This window comes from Kitasatospora sp. CM 4170 (assembly GCF_032110285.1).
GTDB classification, from domain to species: Bacteria; Actinomycetota; Actinomycetes; order Streptomycetales; family Streptomycetaceae; genus Kitasatospora; species Kitasatospora aburaviensis.
The window spans coordinates 5992473-6012312 of the sequence record NZ_CP134877.1 but is presented as its reverse complement, the minus strand read 5'-3'; the positions used below and the strand labels follow the sequence as shown (position 1 = coordinate 6012312).

General features: G+C 73.5%; 18 protein-coding genes. 2 read left to right on the top strand and 16 right to left on the bottom strand.

What is annotated here, in order from left to right; genetic code table 11:
- Positions 1 to 24 precede the first annotated feature (24 nt).
- From RMN57_RS25725 to RMN57_RS25715, 3 genes are all read right to left on the bottom strand, one after another.
- Positions 25 to 363 carry a P-II family nitrogen regulator gene (locus tag RMN57_RS25725; protein WP_313765677.1) on the bottom strand — a complete coding sequence of 113 codons (339 nt, stop codon included), beginning with the start codon at positions 361 to 363 and terminating at the stop codon, positions 25 to 27.
- Positions 363 to 1775, bottom strand: a complete 1413-nt coding sequence (locus RMN57_RS25720) for an ammonium transporter (protein ID WP_313765676.1) — start codon at positions 1773 to 1775, stop codon at positions 363 to 365. The genes RMN57_RS25725 and RMN57_RS25720 overlap by 1 nt, the downstream gene beginning before the upstream one ends.
- 487 nt (positions 1776 to 2262) lie before the next feature.
- Positions 2263 to 3717: a hypothetical protein gene (locus RMN57_RS25715; RefSeq protein WP_313765675.1), complete on the bottom strand. Its 1455-nt coding sequence runs from the start codon at positions 3715 to 3717 to the stop codon at positions 2263 to 2265.
- Positions 3718 to 4340: 623 nt separating this feature from the next.
- On the opposite strand from RMN57_RS25715, the gene RMN57_RS25710 reads away from it, so the two are divergent.
- A complete protein-coding gene (locus RMN57_RS25710) occupies positions 4341 to 5015 on the top strand; it encodes a bifunctional DNA primase/polymerase (protein WP_313765674.1) in 675 nt (224 codons plus the stop codon).
- Between the two features lie 186 nt (positions 5016 to 5201).
- Here RMN57_RS25710 and ftsY read toward each other — a convergent pair whose 3' ends face one another.
- The 6 genes from ftsY to RMN57_RS25680 form a co-directional block, all read right to left on the bottom strand.
- Positions 5202 to 6407: a signal recognition particle-docking protein FtsY gene (ftsY, locus tag RMN57_RS25705; protein WP_313765673.1), complete on the bottom strand. Its 1206-nt coding sequence runs from the start codon at positions 6405 to 6407 to the stop codon at positions 5202 to 5204.
- Between the two features lie 48 nt (positions 6408 to 6455).
- A complete protein-coding gene (gene smc / locus RMN57_RS25700; protein WP_313765672.1) occupies positions 6456 to 10079 on the bottom strand; it encodes a chromosome segregation protein SMC in 3624 nt (1207 codons plus the stop codon).
- Between the two features lie 191 nt (positions 10080 to 10270).
- Positions 10271 to 10474 (bottom strand): hypothetical protein, encoded by a 204-nt coding sequence (locus tag RMN57_RS25695; RefSeq protein ID WP_238951350.1) that lies wholly within the window; start codon positions 10472 to 10474, stop codon positions 10271 to 10273.
- A 443-nt stretch (positions 10475 to 10917) separates the two neighbouring features.
- Positions 10918 to 11217 carry an acylphosphatase gene (locus RMN57_RS25690; protein WP_313765671.1) on the bottom strand — a complete coding sequence of 100 codons (300 nt, stop codon included), beginning with the start codon at positions 11215 to 11217 and terminating at the stop codon, positions 10918 to 10920.
- A 35-nt stretch (positions 11218 to 11252) separates the two neighbouring features.
- Complete coding sequence (locus tag RMN57_RS25685; RefSeq protein WP_313765670.1) at positions 11253 to 11750, bottom strand: helix-turn-helix domain-containing protein; 498 nt, start codon at positions 11748 to 11750, stop codon at positions 11253 to 11255.
- Between the two features lie 119 nt (positions 11751 to 11869).
- Positions 11870 to 13225 (bottom strand): hypothetical protein, encoded by a 1356-nt coding sequence (locus RMN57_RS25680; RefSeq protein WP_313765669.1) that lies wholly within the window; start codon positions 13223 to 13225, stop codon positions 11870 to 11872.
- Between the two features lie 307 nt (positions 13226 to 13532).
- On the opposite strand from RMN57_RS25680, the gene RMN57_RS25675 reads away from it, so the two are divergent.
- Positions 13533 to 14456, top strand: a complete 924-nt coding sequence (locus RMN57_RS25675) for a hypothetical protein (protein WP_313765668.1) — start codon at positions 13533 to 13535, stop codon at positions 14454 to 14456.
- Positions 14457 to 14521: 65 nt separating this feature from the next.
- Here the strand turns inward: RMN57_RS25675 and mutM are convergent, their stop codons facing one another.
- From mutM to rsmD, 7 genes are all read right to left on the bottom strand, one after another.
- Positions 14522 to 15400 (bottom strand): bifunctional DNA-formamidopyrimidine glycosylase/DNA-(apurinic or apyrimidinic site) lyase, encoded by an 879-nt coding sequence (mutM, locus tag RMN57_RS25670; RefSeq protein WP_313765667.1) that lies wholly within the window; start codon positions 15398 to 15400, stop codon positions 14522 to 14524.
- A gap of 52 nt (positions 15401 to 15452) precedes the next feature.
- Entirely contained in the window at positions 15453 to 16244 is a 792-nt protein-coding gene (gene rnc / locus RMN57_RS25665) for a ribonuclease III (RefSeq protein WP_238951356.1), read from the bottom strand.
- A gap of 20 nt (positions 16245 to 16264) precedes the next feature.
- Complete coding sequence (gene rpmF / locus RMN57_RS25660; protein ID WP_030056747.1) at positions 16265 to 16438, bottom strand: 50S ribosomal protein L32; 174 nt, start codon at positions 16436 to 16438, stop codon at positions 16265 to 16267.
- Between the two features lie 2 nt (positions 16439 to 16440).
- Positions 16441 to 17109, bottom strand: a complete 669-nt coding sequence (locus RMN57_RS25655; RefSeq protein WP_313765666.1) for a DUF177 domain-containing protein — start codon at positions 17107 to 17109, stop codon at positions 16441 to 16443.
- A 160-nt stretch (positions 17110 to 17269) separates the two neighbouring features.
- A complete protein-coding gene (locus RMN57_RS25650) occupies positions 17270 to 18457 on the bottom strand; it encodes an ATP synthase F0 subunit B (protein WP_313765665.1) in 1188 nt (395 codons plus the stop codon).
- 207 nt (positions 18458 to 18664) lie between these two features.
- Positions 18665 to 19156 carry a pantetheine-phosphate adenylyltransferase gene (gene coaD / locus RMN57_RS25645; protein ID WP_313765664.1) on the bottom strand — a complete coding sequence of 164 codons (492 nt, stop codon included), beginning with the start codon at positions 19154 to 19156 and terminating at the stop codon, positions 18665 to 18667.
- A 50-nt stretch (positions 19157 to 19206) separates the two neighbouring features.
- Positions 19207 to 19791 carry a 16S rRNA (guanine(966)-N(2))-methyltransferase RsmD gene (gene rsmD / locus RMN57_RS25640; protein WP_313765663.1) on the bottom strand — a complete coding sequence of 195 codons (585 nt, stop codon included), beginning with the start codon at positions 19789 to 19791 and terminating at the stop codon, positions 19207 to 19209.
- Positions 19792 to 19840: the final 49 nt, after the last annotated feature.

Here is a 19840-nt window from a genome sequence, read left to right as displayed (position 1 = left end):
TGCTAGAGGGAGCGCCCGGAGCTGCTAGAGGGCGTCGGGGCCGCGCTCACCGGTCCGCACCCGGACGGCCGTGTCGACCGGGACGCTCCAGACCTTGCCGTCGCCGATCTTGCCGGTCCTGGCCGCCTTCACCAGTACGTCGATCAGCTGATCGGCGTCGTCGTCCTCGACCAGGACCTCGATTCTGACCTTGGGCACCAGGTCCACGGTGTACTCCGCGCCCCGGTAGACCTCCGTGTGGCCGCGCTGGCGGCCGTAGCCGCTGGCCTCGGTGACGGTCAGGCCGTGCACTCCGAAGGCCTGCAGGGCGGCCTTCACGTCGTCCAGGCGGTGCGGCTTGATGACTGCGGTGATGAGCTTCATCAGGCGTCGACCTCGGTCTTCTCGGTGTTCTTCGCCGTGCTGGTCGCGGTGCTCTTCGCCGCGCCCTTCGCGGCGGGCTCGGCGGCGGCGGTGGTGGCGGACGCGGTCGGGGCGGCGACCACGGCCGCGGCCGGGGCCACGACGGTGCGGGCCAGACCGGCGCCCACCGCGCTGAAGTCGTACGCGGACTCGGCGTGCTCGGCCTGGTCGATGCCGGCCACCTCGACCTCCTCGGCGACCCGGAAGCCGACCGTCTTGTCGATGGCCTTGGCGAGCAGCCAGGAGAGCACGAAGGAGTAGACGGCGACCACGGCCACGCCCATCGCCTGCTTGCCGAGCTGCTCCAGGCCGCCGCCGTAGAACAGGCCCTTGGCGGTCTGGCCGACGGTGCCGGTGGCGAAGAGGCCGACCAGCAGCGAGCCGATCGCGCCGCCGACCGCGTGCACGCCGACCACATCGAGCGAGTCGTCGAAGCCGAAGCGGTACTTGAGGCTGATCGCCGCGGCGCAGACGGCGCCCGCGATCAGGCCGATCGCCACCGCGCCGAGCGGGCTGACCGAGCCGCAGGCCGGGGTGATCGCGACCAGGCCGGCCACCGCGCCGGAGGCGGCGCCCAGCGTCGTGAACGCGCCGTGCCGGAGCTTCTCGTAGATCAGCCAGCCGACCAGCGCGGCCCCCGTGGCGACCTGGGTGTTGACCAGCGCCATCGCGGCGACGCCGTTGGCGGCCAGCGCCGAGCCGGCGTTGAAGCCGAACCAGCCGAACCAGAGCAGCCCGGAGCCGAGCATCACCAGCGGCAGGCTGTGCGGGCGCATCGGGTCCTTCCTGAAGCCGACCCGCTTGCCGAGGACCAGGCAGAGCGCCAGGCCGGCCACACCCGCGTTGATGTGCACGGCGGTGCCGCCGGCGAAGTCGATCACGCCGTTGCGGTCGCCGAGCCAGCCGCCGTTCCCGCCGTCGAAGAAGAAGACCCAGTGCGCCACCGGGAAGTACACGACGGTCACCCAGAGGGCGATGAACAGGCCCCAGGCGGTGAACTTGGCCCGGTCCGCGACGGCGCCGCTGATCAGCGCCGGGGTGATGATCGCGAACATCAGCTGGAAGGCGGAGAACGCGGTCACCGGGATCGTCCCGGCGAGGTCGTTCAGGCCGATGCCGCGCATCCCCAGGTAGTCCAGGTTGCCGATCAGGCCGGCGCCCGAGTCGGGCCCGAAGCTGAGCGAGTACCCGTAGAGGACCCAGAGCACGCTGACGATGCCCAGCGAGAGGAAGCTCATCGCCAGCATGTTGAGCGTGCTCTTGGCCCTGACCATGCCTCCGTAGAAGAAGGCCAGGCCCGGGGTCATCACCATGACCAGGGCCGCACAAATGAGCACGAAGGCGGTATCGCCTGCGCTGAAGCCGTCCGGCATCGGCGTCTCCTCATGAATGGAAGCCGCTCCACACCCGGGTTACCTGTCCCGTGCCACCCGGGGTGTCGGCGATGAGTAGGAGAGTGCCGAAGGCTGGTTTCCGCCGATGCGGCCCGTTGTTTCACGACCGTGACGGCGGCGACGACAGGGTTACACCTGCGTGAACCACGGCCACGCCGGGGCGCCGGATGGGTTACCGTTCCGCCGCCCGGCACGCGGAGTGCCGCGCCGGCCACCGAACGTGGCGGAAGCCGGCCGTCACGTGGGCCCGCCGGAAACGGCCGCCGACCGCGGCGGCGGCGGCCGGCACGGTCGGCGGGGGGTGGGCGGAGTTCGGGAGAGGGGGGCGCGTGGCGCGGGGACCGGGATGCCCGCGCCGGGCAGGCCGGGCGCCGGAACGGCCGGGAGGAGCGCCGGGCAGGCGGCCGCCAAGGCGACCGCAAGGCCGGGAAGGCCGGGAAGGCCGGGAGCGCCTCGAACGCCGCGATCAGACCACCGAGACGTACTCCGGGATGTCCTGGACCACCCGCTCCTGGAGCCGGTTCACCGCGTCCACGCCCTTGAACCGGGCCGCGGCGGCCTCGGTGGTCTTGCGCACCCGGGAGTTCAGCCGCTCCGAGCGGACCTTGCCGGCGATGTCCACCGCCTGCTCGGCCATCACCGCGGCCTGCTCCGCCTCGTTCTGCAGCAGGTGGACGCTGGCCATGCCGATCAGGTTGAAGGCGTAGGAGCGGACGTGGTCGCCGTCCTGGCGGAACAGGTCGACCGCGCGCTCCATCACCGGGGCGGACATCGAGGCGTACAGCGCGGCGTTGTCGGAGTGGTAGGCGAGGTCGCGGAAGGAGTGCGCGTTCTCGGCGTTCAGCTCGGCCGGCGAGAAGAACTTCAGCCAGTCCGGGTCGCCGTCGCCCTCGCGGATGTCGGTGAAGGTGTCCTCGGCCAGCCGGACCGCCCGGGCGCAGCGGTTGACCTCGCCGATGGTGGCGTAGGCGCGCGCCTCCATCGCGTAGAGCAGCGACTGCTGGCGCGGGGTGGCGGTGTCCCGGCTGCCGTACTGGGCCAGGTGGATCAGCTCCAGGGCGTCCTCGCCCCGGTTCAGGTGGATCATCTGGCGGCTCATGTCGGTGAGGATCAGTGCGCCGAACGGGCGGTCGCCGGCCTCCTTGGCCGCGTGCAGCGCCAGCACGTAGTACTTCTGCGCGCTCGGGTGCATGCCCACGTCGTACGACATCCAGCCGGCCAGGTGGGCCAGCTCGGCGGTGAGGCGGAACAGCCGCTTGGTGGTCGCCTCGGGGTAGGTCTCCTGGAGCAGGTCGGTGACCTCGTGGAGCTGGCCGACGACGGCCTTGCGGCGCAGCCCGCCGCCGTTCTGGGCGTCCCACTGCCGGAACATGACGGTGGTCTGCTCCAGCAGTTCCAGCTCGGGCTCGGAGAGCCGGCCGGTGAACGCCTCGCCACCGTTGACCGCGGCCAGGATCGGGGTGGGCGCGCCGGTCGGGCCGGGGGCCAGCCAGCGCTGCATCGGCTCGATCAGCGCGGCGCCGGCCGTCAGGGCGAGCGAGGTGCCCAGGAAGCCGCGCCGGTTGAGCATCAGGTCGCTGCGTGAGTAATCGCTGATCAGCTGGACGGTCTGCGGCGCGCTCCACGGCAGGTCGACGCCGCCGCCGACGGTGGAGACCGGGATGGCGGCCCGCAGCCCGAGGTCCTCGATGGAGACCACCGAACCGAAGCGCTCCGAGAACAGCTCCGACATGATCTTCGGGATCGGCTCGCGGGGCTGCTCGCCGTCCAACCAGCGGCGCACCCGAGAGGTGTCGGTGGAGACGTGATGGGCGCCGATCTGACGGGCCCGGCGGTTGACCTGGCGGGCCAACTCCCCCTTGGACCAGCCACTGCGGGTGAACCACGTGGTCAGCTTCTCATTGGGTTGCTTCTCTGCCATGGGTAACGTCCCCATCCCGCCCGGCCCCTGCTCCGGGGCCCCCGATCGTGACCGCCCGACGGTTGCGGGCTCTTGCCAGACGTGCCGTACCTGAGGTGCGGTAGGAACCGCACACCGAACCGTTGGTCGCACTGGTGTGCCATCGTCGCGGACGCGGCGTCAGTTTCCTCAACTCCCGCCCCCCTTGGGCTCGGAGCGGACTCTCCGACGATGTCCGTGTGCTGAACGTAATGCTTTGCGCAACAGCCCGGGGAGCGGCCCTGGCGAAACGCCACCTTTCGCCACCCCCAGGAGTGAACCGAAGCAAGTCCGCACACGCTTCACTGGGTAGTCCCGACGGCCCGGCATATGCGGGCCGCCAAGTCCCCACCGGAATCCGGCTCAGCACGGCAACCCACAGCAGCCACAGGCGAGTTTGCCGCCCGCTCTGATCGACGGCCGTCTCGCGCACACGACGATCCGGCATCGGCCCCGACCGCCACAAGGGGCGCCCGAGGCGCACCACCGCAACAGGCGCACGCCACGCGCTGCGCGCCGCCACCGCACAACGCACCACGCAACGGACAATCAACACAAAGTCACCGTCCCGTAACCATCGGCAACGAGAACCTGTTGGGGGAGGCATGGACAACCTGTTCGGCGAACTTCGACTGGGGCACCTGCGGTTGGCCCCGCTGGGGGTGCGCCGCCGCACCCGGGTCACCGCGTCCCAGGCCGCCGCGGAGTACACCGGCCGCTGGGGCTGGGCGGTCGCCGTCGGCACCCCGGCCGCGCCGACCGGCGACCCGGCCCGCTGCCGGTGCGGCACGCCCCGCTGCGCCGCCCCCGGCCTGCACCCCGTCCCCGGCGACGAGCCCGCCGCCCGGTCCGGCGCCGACGTCTCGGTGCTGTTCCCCACCGGTCGCGCCTTCGACGTCCTGGACGTCCCCGAGCAGGCCGGCCTGCAGGCCCTGGTCCGGCTGGAGCGGATGGGCACCCAGGTCGGCCCGGTGCTGGCCGCACCCACCGGCCGGCTGCAGTTCCTGGTCGCCGCCGGCACCGCCCGCCGACTGCCCGACCTGCTGTACCGGATGGGCTGGGACGACGCCGCCCTCGACCTCGCCTGCCACGGCGAGGGCGGCTACGTCGCCGCCCCGCCCACCGTGCTCGGCGGTCTCGGCCCGGTCCGCTGGCTGCGCCGCCCCACCCGCGACAACGCCGGCTGCCCGCCCGAGGCCCGGCTGCTCCTCGGCACCCTCGCCTACGCCTGCCACCGCGGCCGCGAGCGCACCGCCGAGCCCGCCTGGCTCGCGTCGTAATTCGCCCGCTCGCCGCCGGTCCGCCCCTGCCCGGTGCCGACGGTCGGCACTCCGACGCCGCTCTCCCCCGGCCGCCGGCCGGGGGTGCCTCCGGCTCACGGCGTCCTCGCTCCTTCCGCACGGCAGCGGGTACGACGAAGGGCCCGCCCCTCGCGGAGCGGACCCTTCACCGGTGGCGACCGGGGCTCAGTCCCCGATCAGCGCGTCCACGAAGGCACCCGGTTCGAACGGCGCCAGGTCGTCCGCGCCCTCGCCGAGACCGATCAGCTTGACCGGCACCCCCAGATCGCGCTGGACCGCGACCACGATGCCGCCCTTCGCCGTGCCGTCCAGCTTGGTCAGCACGATGCCGGTGATGTCGACCACCTCGGCGAATACCCGGGCCTGGATCAGGCCGTTCTGACCGGTGGTGGCGTCCAGCACCAGCAGCACCTCGTCCACCGGGCCGTGCTTCTCGACGACCCGCTTGACCTTGCCCAGCTCGTCCATCAGGCCGGTCTTGGTGTGCAGTCGGCCGGCGGTGTCGACCAGCACGGTGTCGGCACCCTCGGCGATGCCCTCCTTGACCGCGTCGAACGCGATCGAGGCCGGGTCGCCGCCCTCGGGGCCGCGCACGGTCCGCGCGCCGACCCGCTCGCCCCAGGTCTGCAGCTGGTCCGCGGCGGCGGCACGGAAGGTGTCGGCGGCGCCGAGCACCACCTTGCGGCCGTCGGCGACCAGGACCCGGGCCAGCTTGCCGGTGGTGGTGGTCTTGCCGACGCCGTTGACGCCGACGACCAGGACGACCGCCGGGCCCTCCGCGTGCTTGGTGGAGTGGACGGTGCGGTCGGCGTCCGTGCCGATCAGCTCGACGAGCTCCTCGCGCAGCAGCCCGCGCAGCTCCTGCGGGGTGCGGGTGCCGAGCACCTTCACCCGGGTGCGGAGCCGCTCGACCAGCTCCTGGGTGGGGGCGACGCCGACGTCGGCGGTCAGCAGGGTCTCCTCGATCTCCTCCCAGGTGTCCTCGTCCAGGTGCTCCCGGGAGAGCAGCGAGAGCAGGCCCTTGCCGAGCGAGTTCTGCGAACGCGAGAGCCGGGACCGCAGCCGGACCAACCGGCCGGCGGTGGGCTCGGGGACTTCGAGGGCCGGGACCTCCTCCTCGACCGTCTCGGGGACGGTCACGGCCTCGGCCTCGGGAAGTTCCACCTCCTCGACGGTGCGGCGGGGCTCCTCGGTCGGCGGCGCGGCCTCCTCGCCGACCTGGGGCTCGCTCGGTGTGGGCTTGGGCGCCGTGATGACCGGCGCCTGCGACTTCGGGGGCAGCTGCTGGCGTCGTCTGCCGGAAACGACGAGGCCGGCGATCGCACCAATGACGATCACGGCGATGACTACGGCAAGAATCACGTATTCCATAACGGAACCCAGTATCCGTGACGGGGCTCCGGATGGACCGCAGCCGGGCTACACCGATGCGCCCCGGGCCGCCCCGTCCGGCCGCCGGGGGTCCGGGGAGGGGCCCCGGCGCAGACGCTGGCTGATCACCTGGGAGATGCCGTCGCCCTTCATGGTCACGCCGTACAGGGCGTCGGCGGACTCCATGGTGAGCTTCTGGTGGGTGATCACGATCAACTGGGAGCTCTCCCGCAGCTCCTCCATGATCGCGACCAGCCGGCGCAGGTTGGTCTCGTCGAGCGCCGCCTCCACCTCGTCCATGACGTAGAACGGGCTGGGCCGGGCCTTGAAGATCGACACCAGCAGCGCCACCGCGGTCAGCGAGCGCTCGCCGCCGGAGAGCAGCGAGAGCCGCTTGACCTTCTTGCCGGGCGGGCGGGCCTCCACCTCGACGCCGGTGGTCAGCATGGACTCCGGGTCGGTCAGCACCAGCCGGCCCTCCCCGCCCGGGAACAGCCGTGCGAAGACGCCCTCGAACTGGGCCGCGGTGTCGTGGAACGCGGAGGTGAACAGCTGCTCGACCCGCTCGTCGACGTCCCGGACGATGTCCAGCAGGTCGCGCCGGCTCCGTTTGAGGTCGTCCAGCTGCTCGCCGAGGAACCGGTGCCGCTCCTCCAGCGCCGCGAACTCCTCCAGGGCGAGCGGGTTCACCTTGCCGAGCTGCTGGAAGGCCTTCTCAGCCGCCTTCAGCCGCTTCTCCTGCTCGGCCCGGTTGTACGGGCGCGGCTCGCCGGCCTCCCGGCCGTCCTCGGCGGCGCCGTCGCCGGCCGACGCCCCGGGCGACGGCGGGACGAGCCGGTCCGGCCCGTACGAGGCGAGCAGCTCGCCGCCCTCGATGCCGAACTCCTCCAGGGCCCGGGACTCCAGCTGCTCGATCCGCAGCCGCTTCTCGGCCCGCAGCACCTCGTCCCGGTGCCCGGCGTCGACCAGCTTGTCCAGCTCCGACTTGAGCTCGCGGCCGTGTTCGCGGTGCTCCTTCAGCTCCGCCTCGCGCTCGGCGCGCGCCCGTTCGACGGCGGCCCGGCCGGCGTCCGCGCGGGCCAGCGACACCTCCAGGCAGGCGAGCAGTTGCCGGGCCCCCGCCGCGACGGCGTTCGCCACCCCGGCGTCGTGCTCGGCCCGCCGGCGGCGTTCGGCGGCCCGGGCCCGCGCCTCGCGCTCGGCCCGGGCGGCCCGGTCCAGCTGGTCCGCGCGGCCGCTCAGGGCCCGGACCCGCTCCTCGTGGGTGCGCACGGCGAGCCGGGCCTCCAGCTCGCCCTGCCGGGCCGCGGTGGCGGCGCCGGCCAGCCGCTGCTGCTCGGCCGGGTCCGGCTCGTCCTCGCCCTCCTCCACCGACTCCTCGGCGACCGCGAGCCGCTCGGCCAGCTCCTCGGCGGCGGCCAGCAGCTGGGCCACGCCCTCCTCGGCACGGGCGGCGGCCGCGGTGAGGCGTTCGGCCTCTCCGGCGGCGGCGCGGGCCTGCCCGCCGAGCCGGCCGAGCGCACCGGCGACCTCGGCCCGCTCCTTCTCGGCCCGCCGCCGGTCGGCGCCCAGCTGCTCCAGCTCGGCCGCCGACTCCCGGCGCAGCTCGGTGAGTTCGGCCAGCCGGTCGGCCGACTCGGCGCAGCGACCGGCCAGTTGTTCGATCGCCCGGGCGGTCTCGTCGACCGCCGCCTGGGTCTCCAGCAGGCTCGGTGCGCCGCCCGCACCACCGTGCGCGAAGCCCGCGCCGAGCCGGTCGCCGTCGGCGGTGACCGCGGTCAGGTCGGGGTGGGCGGCCACCAGCGCCACGGCCCCGTCGAGCGAGCCGACCACCGCGACGCCCGCCAACAGCGCCCGCACGGCCGGGCGCAACTCGGCCGGCCCGTCCACCAGTTCGGCCGCCCAGCGGGCTCCGCCCGGCAACGGCCCGGCCGGGACGGACGGTTCGGGCGCACCGGCGATCAACAGGGCGGCCCGGCCGGCGTCCTCCTTGCGCAGCAGGCGCAGCGCCTCGGCGGCGGCGCCGGGCGAGTCGACCGCCACCGCGTCGGCCGCCGCGCCGAACGCCGCCGCGAGGGCGATCTCGTGGCCGGGGTCGATCCGCAACAGCGCCGCGGCCGGGCCGAGCAGGCCGGCCAGCCGGTCGCCGGCCGCCAGCAGGGCCCCGGTGCCGTCCTTGCGGCGCAGCCCCAGCGCCAGTGCCTCGTGCCGCGCGGTCAGCCCGGCCCGCTCGCGCTCGGCGGCGCCGGCCGCCTCCCGGGCGGCGGCGAGGTCCTTCTCGACGGCGGCCAGGCGCTCCCGGGCGGCCTCGTGCGCGGCGTCAGCCCGCTCGTCCTCCCCGGCCGCGCCGCCGACCTGCTCGCGCAGCTCCTCGTACTCCCGCCGGGCCGCCTCGGCACGCAGCAGCGCCTCGTCCCGGGCCTCGGCGAGCCGGCCGGTCTCGGCCTCGGCGGCGGCCGCCTTGGAGCGCGCGGCCGCGGCCTGCCCCTGGAGACGGGCCAGGCCCTCCCGGCGGTCCGCGATCGCCCGGGCGGCGTCCTTCAGCCGCCGCTCCTCCGCGGCGAGCGCGCGCTCCAGCCCGCCCCGGGTCTCGACCGCCTCGGCCAGCGCGTACTGGGCCTCCTCCAGCGCCTCGGCCAGCGCGGCCTCCTCCTCCCGGACGCGCTCGGCCTCCCGCTCCAGCTCCTCCGGATCCCGCCCGCGGCGCTCCTCGACCTGTCCACCGGCGGCCGCGTGCCGGGCCCGCGCCTCGGCCAGGCCGACCGTGCCGCGGGTGCGCTCGGCCAGTGCGGAGAGCCGGTACCAGGTCTGCCGGGCCGCCTCCAGGCCCGGACCGAGCTGCTGGACCTGTGCCTCCAGAACGGCCTCGCGCTGCAGCGCGCGGGCCAGCTCCTGCTCGACGGTGGAGCGGCGCAGCTTCAGCGCCAGCTCGTCGGCGACCTCGGCCTCGACGGCCCTGCGCAGCGTGAGGAGATCGTCGGCGAGCAGGCGCAGCCGGGCGTCGCGCAGGTCGGCCTGGATGCCGGCGGCGCGCCGGGCGATCTTCGCCTGCCGGCCGAGCGGGCCGAGTTGGCGGCGCAGTTCGGCCACCAGGTCCTGGACGCGGTTGAGGTTGACCTGCATCGCGTCCAGCTTCCGCAGCGCCTTCTCCTTGCGCTTGCGGTGCTTGAGGACGCCGGCCGCCTCCTCGATGAAGGCGCGGCGGCCCATCGGGTCGGCGTGCAGGACGGAGTCGAGCTGCCCCTGGCCGACGATGACGTGCATCTCGCGGCCGATGCCGGAGTCGGAGAGCAGCTCCTGGATGTCGAGGAGCCGGCAGGTGTCGCCGTTGAGCGCGTACTCGCTGCCGCCGTTGCGGAACATGGTCCGGGTGATGGTCACCTCGGCGTACTCGATCGGCAGCGCGCCGTCGGAGTTGTCGATGGTGAGGCTGACCTCGGCGCGGCCGAGCGGGGCGCGCCCGCTGGTCCCGGCGAAGATGACGTCCTCCATCTTGCCGCCGCGCAGCGACTTGGCGCCCTGCTCCCCCATGACCCAGGAGAGCGCGTCCACCACATTGGACTTGCCGGAGCCGTTGGGCCCCACCACACAGGTGATCCCGGGCTCGAACCGCAGGGTGGTGGCGGAGGCGAAGGACTTGAACCCGCGCAGGGTCAGGCTCTTCAGGTGCACGCGCCGGACTCCTCTTCGCTCGCCGGGGCCCTCCACCGACCAGGGCCCCCGCGGCGACTGTATCCGGCCGTGACCGACGCGAACGCCCCCGGACACGACGAAGGGACGCCACGAGGCGTCCCTTGCAAGCTGCGTCCCTAGCGGGGCGGCTCAGTGCACAACGGCGTCGATCTTCGGTGACCGGGCGGGACTCAGGTGAGAGCCGGCTCCCGCTGGTCCAGATCGATGCTGTTGAGCAGCGAGTGCTCGTCAGCGACAGCGGTGAGCGCGTCGTTCTCAGCCTGCATCCGAAGGAGCTCCGCTTCGAGGTCCTGGACGCGCCGCTGAAGCCGTCGCATCTCGGAGAGCATTCGCGGGTCGGGGCCGCCGACGTACCCGAGAAGCGCCTTTGCCATGATGAATGGTCCTCCACGCTGAGTGACCGAACCGGAACGGTACAGGTCTAGGGGGAAGGGGGACGCACGCGCGGCGCGCACCGGCAGTGCTGGCTGGGCACTACGGCGCAACCGCCGTGAGCTGGGCTCACGATGGCATACGCCTACCGGAATAACGCGGTCGTGTGCGCGGGCTTCCAGCGTCTCACCAAAGACGGAAAGGGTCAACACGATCACCGCACGCTACCGCGCCCCTGTCACCTGCCTGGCGGTGTGGTCACGCCGGGCGGCCTCGGGCCGGTCCACCATGGGGCTCGTGGATCATCGTTCGATGCGGAGTCAACCACGAGTCTGCCCCGATGGCAACCGTATGACACCGGCTGTTGCCGATCGTTTCGTGCCCGCGCGGTCCGCAATCCGCCCGGACCCGCCTGAACACTGGCCTCAGCGGGCCCCGGCCGATCTCAGCGGATCTCGAAACCCTCGTAGCCGGCGCCGACGGCGGTCCAGATCTCGGTCACACCGCTGACACTGCCGGGCGTGTCGGGGCCGCGCAGCAGGGCCAGCAGCTGCTCGCACTCCAGCGCGAGACCCTCGGCGACCACCTGGACGCGGCCGTCGCCGAGGTTGCTCGCGTAGCCGGTCAGGCCGATCTCCAACGCGCGCGCCCTGGTCCACCAGCGGAAGCCGACCTGCTGGACCTTCCCCCGGACCCAGGCGGTCACCCGGACCGGTTCATCGCTGTGCGCTTCACGACCGTGCATGGGCCCGACCCTATCCGCAGCCGGGGTGGCCCGCTTCACGGTGCGACGGGGCCCTCCACGGTCCACCCCGGGCTGTGGATCTCGACCCGCAGCTCCCCGCGCCGCGCCTCCTCGCCGCAGCTGCGGCAGACCCACGCCGGGTCGTACGGGTGCGGTTCGTGGCCCTCGGGCTCGTGCCGGACCCCGACCGGCTGCTCGGGCAGCTGCCAGCGGTCTCCCCAGGCCCGCAGCGCGTGGATGAGCGGCGCGAGGTCCCGGCCGGCCTCGGTGAGGTGGTACTCGTAGCGCGGCGGGCGCTCGCTGTACGCGCGGCGCTCGACCACCCCGGCCTCCTCCAGCGCCCGCAGCCGTGCGGTGAGCCGGTCGCGCGGTGCACCGGTGTTGCGGGCGATCCGGTCGAAGCGGTGGTTGCCGTAGAACAGTTCGCGGACGGCGAGCAGGGCCCACTTCTCGCCCACCACGTGGAGCGCGGCGGCGATCGAGCAGGGACGCCCGGGGAGGACGGGCGGGGCCGGGGGCGTGCTGGAGGTCACAGCGCCAGCCTGCCACACAGGGTCGCATTCTCAAACGCATCCCCCGCCCCGCCGCGGACGCGACGGCGCCCGCCCGGTGGGTACCGGGCGGGCGCCTCGGGTCCGGGTCCGGCGGCCGGTCAGAACCCTCCGCCGAAGTCCCCGCCGCCACCGAAGTCGCCGCCACCCCCGAAGTCCCCGCCGCCGAATCCGCCGCCGAAGTCGGAGGAGTCGTAGTCGGCACCGGAGTAGTCGCCGCCGTCGTAGTCCGCGCCGGCGTCGACCGGGGACGCGTAGGCCGGGGAGCCCATCATCGAGCCGAGCGCGGTGCCCACCAGCAGGCCGGGCAGCAGGCCGCCGCCGTAGCCGCCGAAGTACCCGCCCGCCCAGGGGCCGTACGCCGGGCCGGCGTTCCAGTACGGCTGCGGGCCCTGGTCGGTCGGGACGGTCCGGATGTCCGGGTCCTGGCCGGCCGCCAGGCGGTCCGCGTCCGCCCGGCAGACCGGGACGGTGCGCGCGGCGCCGCCGGCCGGGGCCCAGTCGGCGTCCTGCACCGACGGACCGTGCCGGGGGTCGAAGAAGCACGGCGGGCGGCGCTCCGGCAGCGGTGCGCCCTCCCGCCGGGCGGCCAGCGTGGCCAGCGCGAAGCGGCCGTCCTCCAGCGCCTCGGTGACCGGCTTGACGTCCTCCGGGCCCTTCGCCCCGTCCATGCTCCGCTTGGCCGCCTCGTAGGAGTCGAGGGCGTGCGAGTAGTCGGCGCGCTGGACGTCGTCGGCGTCGGCGGCGCCCGGGTCGAAGTCGAGCCGGTCGAGCTCCTCGCCGAAGGCGGTGATGTCCTCGTCCACCACCCGGCGCAGCTGCTCCAGCTCGGCCCGGCGCTGCTCCTCCTTGCGCTTCCTCGACCGGCGGAACAGCAGGAACACGCCCGTGCCGGCCAGCGCCAGCAGGGCCAGCGGGACGACGATCGCGGCCGTGGAGACGCCGCCCGCGGAGCCGCCCACCCCGTGGCCGTTGACCTGCGGTGCGGCGGTGTCGACGAAGTCGTTCAGGACGGCGTCGATGTCGCCGGGGTGCGAGCGGAAGGAGGCGCCCGCGATCCGCTCGGCGCTCTGGCTCGGCAGTGCCGCCTGGTCCGAGCGGGCCTGGAACTGGTCGCCGCGCCAGATGCCGTAGGTGCCGGTGATGCCGACCTTGGTGCGCAGGTCGTTGAAGACCGTCGTGGCACCGTACGGATCGGCGGCCGGAACCACCGCGACGAAGATCGGCTTGTCCGCCTTGCGGATCTTCTCGGTCAGGGCGTCGGCCTGGCCCTGGCTGAACCGGCCCGCCATCGCCGGGTCGACGTACACCCGGCCCTGCTTGAGCGAGGCGGCCGCGTCGTCCAACCCGCCGGCCGCGGAGGCCGCGGGGGCCAACAGGAGCAGCAGCCCCAGCAGCGCCGCCACCAGGGCCAGCGGCCCGGCGCCCCGGGCACGTCGTGGAGCAAGGGTTCTCATGCCACCGACGCTACCGCCGAAGGCGTCCCGACAGGACATGCCCCTCGGGTACCGCTTCCCGGAACCGACCCCACCGTCCGCCGGGGGCCGACCCCTCCTCGGGGATGATGTTTCGCCGACCGCCCCTGAACCCCGCCCGCGGCGGGAACCCGGCCGCCGGCCCGGACGTACCTCCCGGCGGGGGCCCGGGCAGAACGCGGGGGCGGTCCGACCGTACCCCGCGACCAGGCATAGTGGTGGCCGGGCCTGGTTCCCATGACCTTCTCTTGACCTTCTCCTCCTGACCTTCTCTCGATCGGAGCACTGGGTGTTCATCGGCCTCGTCACCGCCGTGGCGGCCTCCGCCTGCTACGGCACCGGTTCGGTCCTGCAGGCCGTCGGATCACGTCGCTCCGCCCGGGAGGAGGCCGCCGCCGGAGGCGCCTCGGCCGGCACCACCGCGCACGGCGGTCCCAGCCTCGCCTCCACCGCGAAGGCCGCCGTCACCTGGGAGTTCATCCTCGGCACGGTGCTCGACTTCATCGCTTTCGGGCTCGCCGCGGTGGCCTCGCGCATGCTGCCGCTGTTCCTCTCGCAGACCGTCATCAGCGCCAACCTGGTGATCACCGCGGTGCTCAGCATCAAGCTGCTCGGCATCCGGCTCAGGCAGCTGGAGTGGGCCTCGATCGGCGTGCTCTGCTCGGCGCTGGTGCTGCTCGCCGTCTCGGCCGGCCCGGAGGGCGGCCACCACGCGGACATGTCCTTCCACTGGTGGCTGCTGCTGGGCACCACCGTGCTGCTGGTCGGCGGCACTCTGCTGGTGCGGCGGATGGGCGCCAACGGGGCGATCCTCGCCGGCCTGCTCTCCGGCCTCGGCTTCGGCGCGCTCGGCGTGGGCGTGCGCATCCTCAACGGCATCGACCCGTTCGAGCTCGGCCAGCTGCTCTCCGACCCGGCCCTGTACGCGATCCTGGTCGGCGGCATCGGGGGCATGTACGTGCACACCGTGGCGCTGCAGATCGGCTCGGTGAACGGGGCCACCGCCGCCCTGGTGGTCGGCGAGACGGTGCTGCCCGGCGCGGTCGGCGTCATCTGGCTCGGCGACAGCTCCAAGGACGGCCTGGCCTGGCTCGGCGTGGCCGGCTTCGCGCTCGCCGTCGTCTCGGCGGTCGGCGTCGCCTACTTCGGCCAGGACACCCACGGCCCGGCCGAGCCGGTCGCCCCGGCCGAGCCCGAACTCACGAAGCGCTGACGGGTGGTGGCTCCGGGGCCGGTCCGGCCGATCCTGCCGGACCGGCCCCAGGCCCTGACCAGGGCCTAGCTCCCGCTGCGGGCGCGCGGGACGCGCTGGCAGCGGGGGCAGAAGTAGCTGGACCGGTTCATCCAGGCGGCCCGCCGGATCGGCGTGCCGCAGCGGCGGCACGGCTCGGCCTCCCGGCCGTAGGCGTCCAGGTCACGGGAGAAGTAGCCGCTCTCGCCGTTCACGTTGACGTAGAGGCTGTCGAAGCTGGTGCCGCCGACGGCCAGGGCCGCGGTCATCACGTCCCGGGCGCTGGCCAGCAGGAGGGCGGCCTGCGGGCGGGTGAGCGAGGCGGTCGGGCGGTCGTAGTGCAGCCGGGAGCGCCAGAGCGCCTCGTCCGCGTAGATGTTGCCCACGCCGCTGATCAGGGTCTGGTCCAGCAGCGCCCGCTTGACCGTGGTGCGCCTCGCCCGCAGGGCGGCCACGAACGCGGCGTCGTCGAAGCGCCGGTCGAGCGGGTCGCGGGCGATGTGCGCGATGGAGACCGGCGTGCCCTCGGGGTCGTCCGGCTCGGCCTCCTCGACCGCCAGGCCGCCGAAGGTCCGCTGGTCGACGAAGCGCAGCTCGCGCCCGCCGTCGGTGAACCGCAGCCGCACCCGCAGGTGGGTCTCGTCCGGCACCGAGGGGTCCTGCACGAGGAGCTGACCGCTCATCCCGAGGTGGCCGATCAGCGAGAAGCCCGCCCCGGAACCGGCCAGCGGCAGCCAGAGGTACTTGCCGCGGCGCTGCGCGGGGCCGAGCACGGTGCCGGTGAGCCGGGCGGCGAAGTCCGCCGCCCCGGCCGGCTGGCGGCGCACCGCACGCGGGTGCAGCACGTCGACACCGGCCACCGTCCGCCCGGCGACCCAGTTGGCCAGGCCACGGCGGACGACCTCTACCTCGGGGAGTTCAGGCACCTCGACAGCCTTCCGGCGCGCGGGGACGGGCAGGAGGAAGGGTACTGCGCGCTCAGGCGGCGCCGCTGGGCAGGCGGTCGGCGTACTTCTCCTTGATCGCCCGCCAGGCGCTCTCCGCGGCCTTCTGCTCGGCTTCCTTCTTCGAGCGGCCGACGCCGCTGCCGAAGTCCTCGCCGGCCACCCGGGCCGCCGCGGTGAAGGTCTTCTCGTGGTCCGGGCCGGACTCCTCGACCACGTACTCCGGCACCCCGATGCCCACCGAGGCGGTGAGCTCCTGGAGGCTGGTCTTCCAGTCCAGGCCGGCGCCGAGCTGAGAGGACTCCTCGATCAGCGGGTCGAACAGGCGGTGGACGAACTCGGTCGCCGCCTCCAGGCCCTGGTCCAGGTAGATGGCGCCGATCACGGCCTCGACGGTGTCGGCGAGGATCGACGACTTGTCGCGGCCGCCGGTGCCCTCCTCGCCCTTGCCGAGGCGGATGAACGAGCCGAGGTCCAGGCCGCGGCCGACGTCGGCCAGCGCCCGCGAGTTGACCACCGCGGCGCGCAGCTTGGCGAGCGTGCCCTCCGGGACGTCCGGGTGGACGCGGTAGAGGGTGTCGGTCACCACCAGGCCCAGCACCGAGTCGCCGAGGAACTCCAGGCGCTCGTTGGTGGGCAGCCCCCCGTTCTCGTACGCGTACGAGCGGTGGGTCAGGGCGCGCACCAGAAGGGCGCGCTCGAGTACGTACCCGAGGCGCCCTTCCAGGACGTCGTATTCGGTCGAAGCCGGCCCGCCGGCCTTTCCGCCGCCCGAAGTAGCCTTCGAGGCGGTGGCCGCCTTGCGGGAGGAGTTACCGTCCGACATCGATCCGTACACCCCGCCGATCAGACCGAGAGGACCTGGCGACGGTTGTACGTGCCGCAGCTCGGGCACGCGATGTGGCCGAGCTTCGGCTCGTGGCAGCGGTCGCAGGCCACGAGGGCCGGAACGACGGCCTTCCAGTTGGAACGGCGGTGGCGCGTGTTGCTGCGCGACATCTTCCGCTTCGGAACAGCCACGGCTACTTCTCCTGGTTCTCGGCGAGACCCTCACGGGTGTCGCTGTTCTTGATTCCCCGCCGCCGATCAGCGACGTCGCCGCGGGCCTCGTCGCCGTGGTCGGCGGAGAGTCCCTGCAGAGCCGCCCACCGGGGGTCGACGGCGTCGTGGTGGTGCGCCGGGTCGTCGCTCAGGCGCGCTCCGCACTCGGAGCACAGGCCCAGGCAGTCTTCCTGGCACACCGGCTGCAGCGGCAGTGCGAGCACCACCGCGTCACGCAGCACCGGCTGGAGGTCGAAGAAGTCGCCCTCCAGGCGGTAAGTCTCTTCCTCCGAGTCCTCGTCGAGGTCCTCGGTCCCGGCGGTCCGGGCGCGATGGCGCTCGTCGGACTCCGGGTAGTAGTACAGCTCCTGGAAGTCCACGTCGACGTCGAAGTCGACGGGCTCCAGGCACCGCACGCACTCGCCCTCGACGTGGGTCTCGGCGGTGCCGGTCACCAGCACGCCCTCGACCACCGACTCCAGGCGGAGGTCCAGCCGGATCTCGCTGTTCTCCGGGACGCCGATCACATCGATGATCCCGAGGCCCTCGGGGGCCTCCAGGGTGCGGGACACCTTGCGCAGCGAGCCCGGGCGACGTCCCAGCTCGTGCGTGTCGAACACGAGGGGGTCGCGGTGGTCGAGGCGGTTCAAGGTGTCCTGACTTCCTGAGAAAACTGATGCGCGGCGCTGCTCGCCGGATGATGCGCGGGCAGACCGACGGCCCGACACGGAGAGGCCGGAGTGGTCAGACTACCGGAGTCTCCGGCCAGGCCCAACTTCGGCCCCGATCGGCCCCGGCGGGGTGCCCCCGTCAGCGGCCGCCGAGCTCCCGCAGCCTGGTCATGTCGATCATGCTGGTGTCGAAGAAGCTGGTCTCGTCCAGGCCGGCCTGCTGGTGCGGCACCGCCGGCGGGACGGCCGGCTGCTGCGGGTAGCCCCCACCGGCCTCCGGCCGGGGCTGCCCCCACTCGTCGTACTGCTGCGCCTGGTAGCCCTGCTGGGGCTGCGGGTAGCCGTAGCCGCCCTGCTGGCCGCCGTCCTGGTAGCCCTGCTGCGGCTGCTGCTGCGGGTAGCCGTACTGCGCGCCGTACGGGTCGGCCTGGCCGGCCGGGTCGAAGCCGCCGCCGTACACCTCGGCGTACTGGCCGCCGGGCTGCTGCGCGGCCCCGTACTGGTCGACGCCGGGCTGCTGCCAGCCGGCCGCGGCCGGGGTCTGCTCGGGCCAGGTCTGCTGCTGCGGCACCTCCTCGCGGTACCACGGCACCTCCTCGCCGTCGGCGTCGGTGGCGAAGCCCGCCGCGACCGCCTCGGCGCGGTCCTTGGCCTGCTGGGCCTGGTCGGCGGCGGCCAGGTAGGCGCCCAGCTCGTCGATCGGGCGCTTGCCGAGCAGCTTGTCCCGGCCCTTGCCGACCGCCTCCAGGGTCGCGCTGAGCACGTTCTCCAGGGTGGCGAGCTTCACATCGACGTACTCGTCGACCTCCGGGCTCGGGCTGATCCGCTGCGGCTGGAACTCCTCGCCGTCGCTCTCGCCCTCGTACTCGGCCTCGAAGACGCTGGAGTCGCCGCGCAGCTTGGTCCGGCCGCGGCCGACCGCGCCGAGCGTCTTGGTGAGCACGACCTCGAAGTTGGCCAGCTTGCTGTCCACGTAGTCGTCGGCCTCGGCGCGCTTGGTGTCGACCTCGGCGCGGGCCTCGGCGAGGATCCGGTCCGCCTCGGCCTGGGCCCGGTGGACCACCTCGGTGTCGGAGATCAGCGAACCGCGCTCGGTGTGCGCCCCGTGGATGATCCGCTCGGCCTCGGCCTGAGCGTCGGCCACCACCTGCTCGTGGTCGGCCATCACCGACTGGGCCTGGGCCAGCTCGGCGGGCAGCGCCTCCCTGAGCGACTGGAGCAGGCCGATCAGCTCGGCCCGGTTCACCACGCAGGAGGCCGACATGGGCATCGAGCGGGCGTTCTCGACGGCCGCGACGATCTCGTCGACCTTGTTCTGCACGTCCACGGGACTCCGTCTTTCCGTGTGCCGCCGACGCTCCGGCGGAGGCAGGCCCGGCGCGGTGGAACTCACCGCAGGGCAGGACTACAGACTGTACGACCACTCCGGGCCGAGGTCACAACGACCGACCCCCGGCGCCCGCCCGGGCCCGGGACACATGGTGACGAACCGGCAGAAACGGACCATCCGACGGGCGCCCGGCGGGCGGACCGCCTACTGCTGCGCCTTACGCTCCGCGATCCGCTCGACCAGCCGGCGGTGCACCACCTCGGGCAGCAGGTGCGAGACGTCGCCCCCGTACGAGGCGACCTCCTTGACCAGCGTGGAGGAGAGGAAGCTGTACGTCGGCGAGGTCGGCAGGAACAGCGTCTCGACACCGGTCAGGCCGTGGTTCATCTGGGCCATCTGCAGCTCGTAGTCGAAGTCGCTGACGGCCCGCAGCCCCTTGACGATCGCCGGGATGCCGCGCTCCCGGCAGAAGTCCACCAGCAGGCCGAGGTGCGACTCGACCACGATGTTGCCGTACTTGGCGGTGGTCTCCTCGATGAGCTCGATCCGCTCCTCGATGGTGAACATGCCCTGCTTGTTCCGGTTGACCGCGACCGCGACGTGCACCACGTCGTAGAGCTTCGAGGCCCGCTCGATGATGTCGAGGTGACCGTTGGTGATCGGGTCGAACGAACCGGGGCAGACGGCGCGGCGCATGGCGTGGTGCTCCCTCGTGGGTGACGGGTGCTGCGGGCCTCCTCGGCCCGCTAGGGGTGGTGGCGGGTCTCGGCGGCGGCGCGACCGTACCAGAGCGTGCCCTCGCCGTAGCGGCGGGAGCGCAGCACCTCGAAGCCGTCCGGCCAGCCGAACTCACCGCCGCGGGTGCTGCGCTCCACGGTGACGAGTGCGTCGTCCGCGAGCCAGCCCCCCGCCGACAGTGTGATCAGCATCTCGCGCACCTCGTCGTCGGTGACGACGTACGGCGGATCGAGGAAGACCAGGTCGTACGGCGCCTCCGGGGCGGGCCCGGCGATCACCTTCTCGGCCCGGGCCGCCTTCACCAGCGCCCCGGGCAGGTCGACGATCCGGACGTTCTCCCGGATCACCCGGGCCGCCTGGGCGTCCGCCTCGACCAGCAGCACGTGCTCGGCCCCGCGGGACAGCGCCTCCAGGCCTACCGCGCCGGACCCGCCGAACAGGTCCAGCATCCGGGCCCCGTGCAGGGTGCCGCGCAGCGACTCCAAGGTGGAGAACATCGCCTCGCGGGCCTTGTCGGAGGTCGGGCGGGTGCCCCGGCCGGGCGGTACGGCCAGCCGGCGGCCGCCGGCCGCCCCGGCGATGACGCGGGTCATGGTGGTGGGAGGTCCTTTCGTCGCTGCCCGACCACGCTATCCCGCCCCG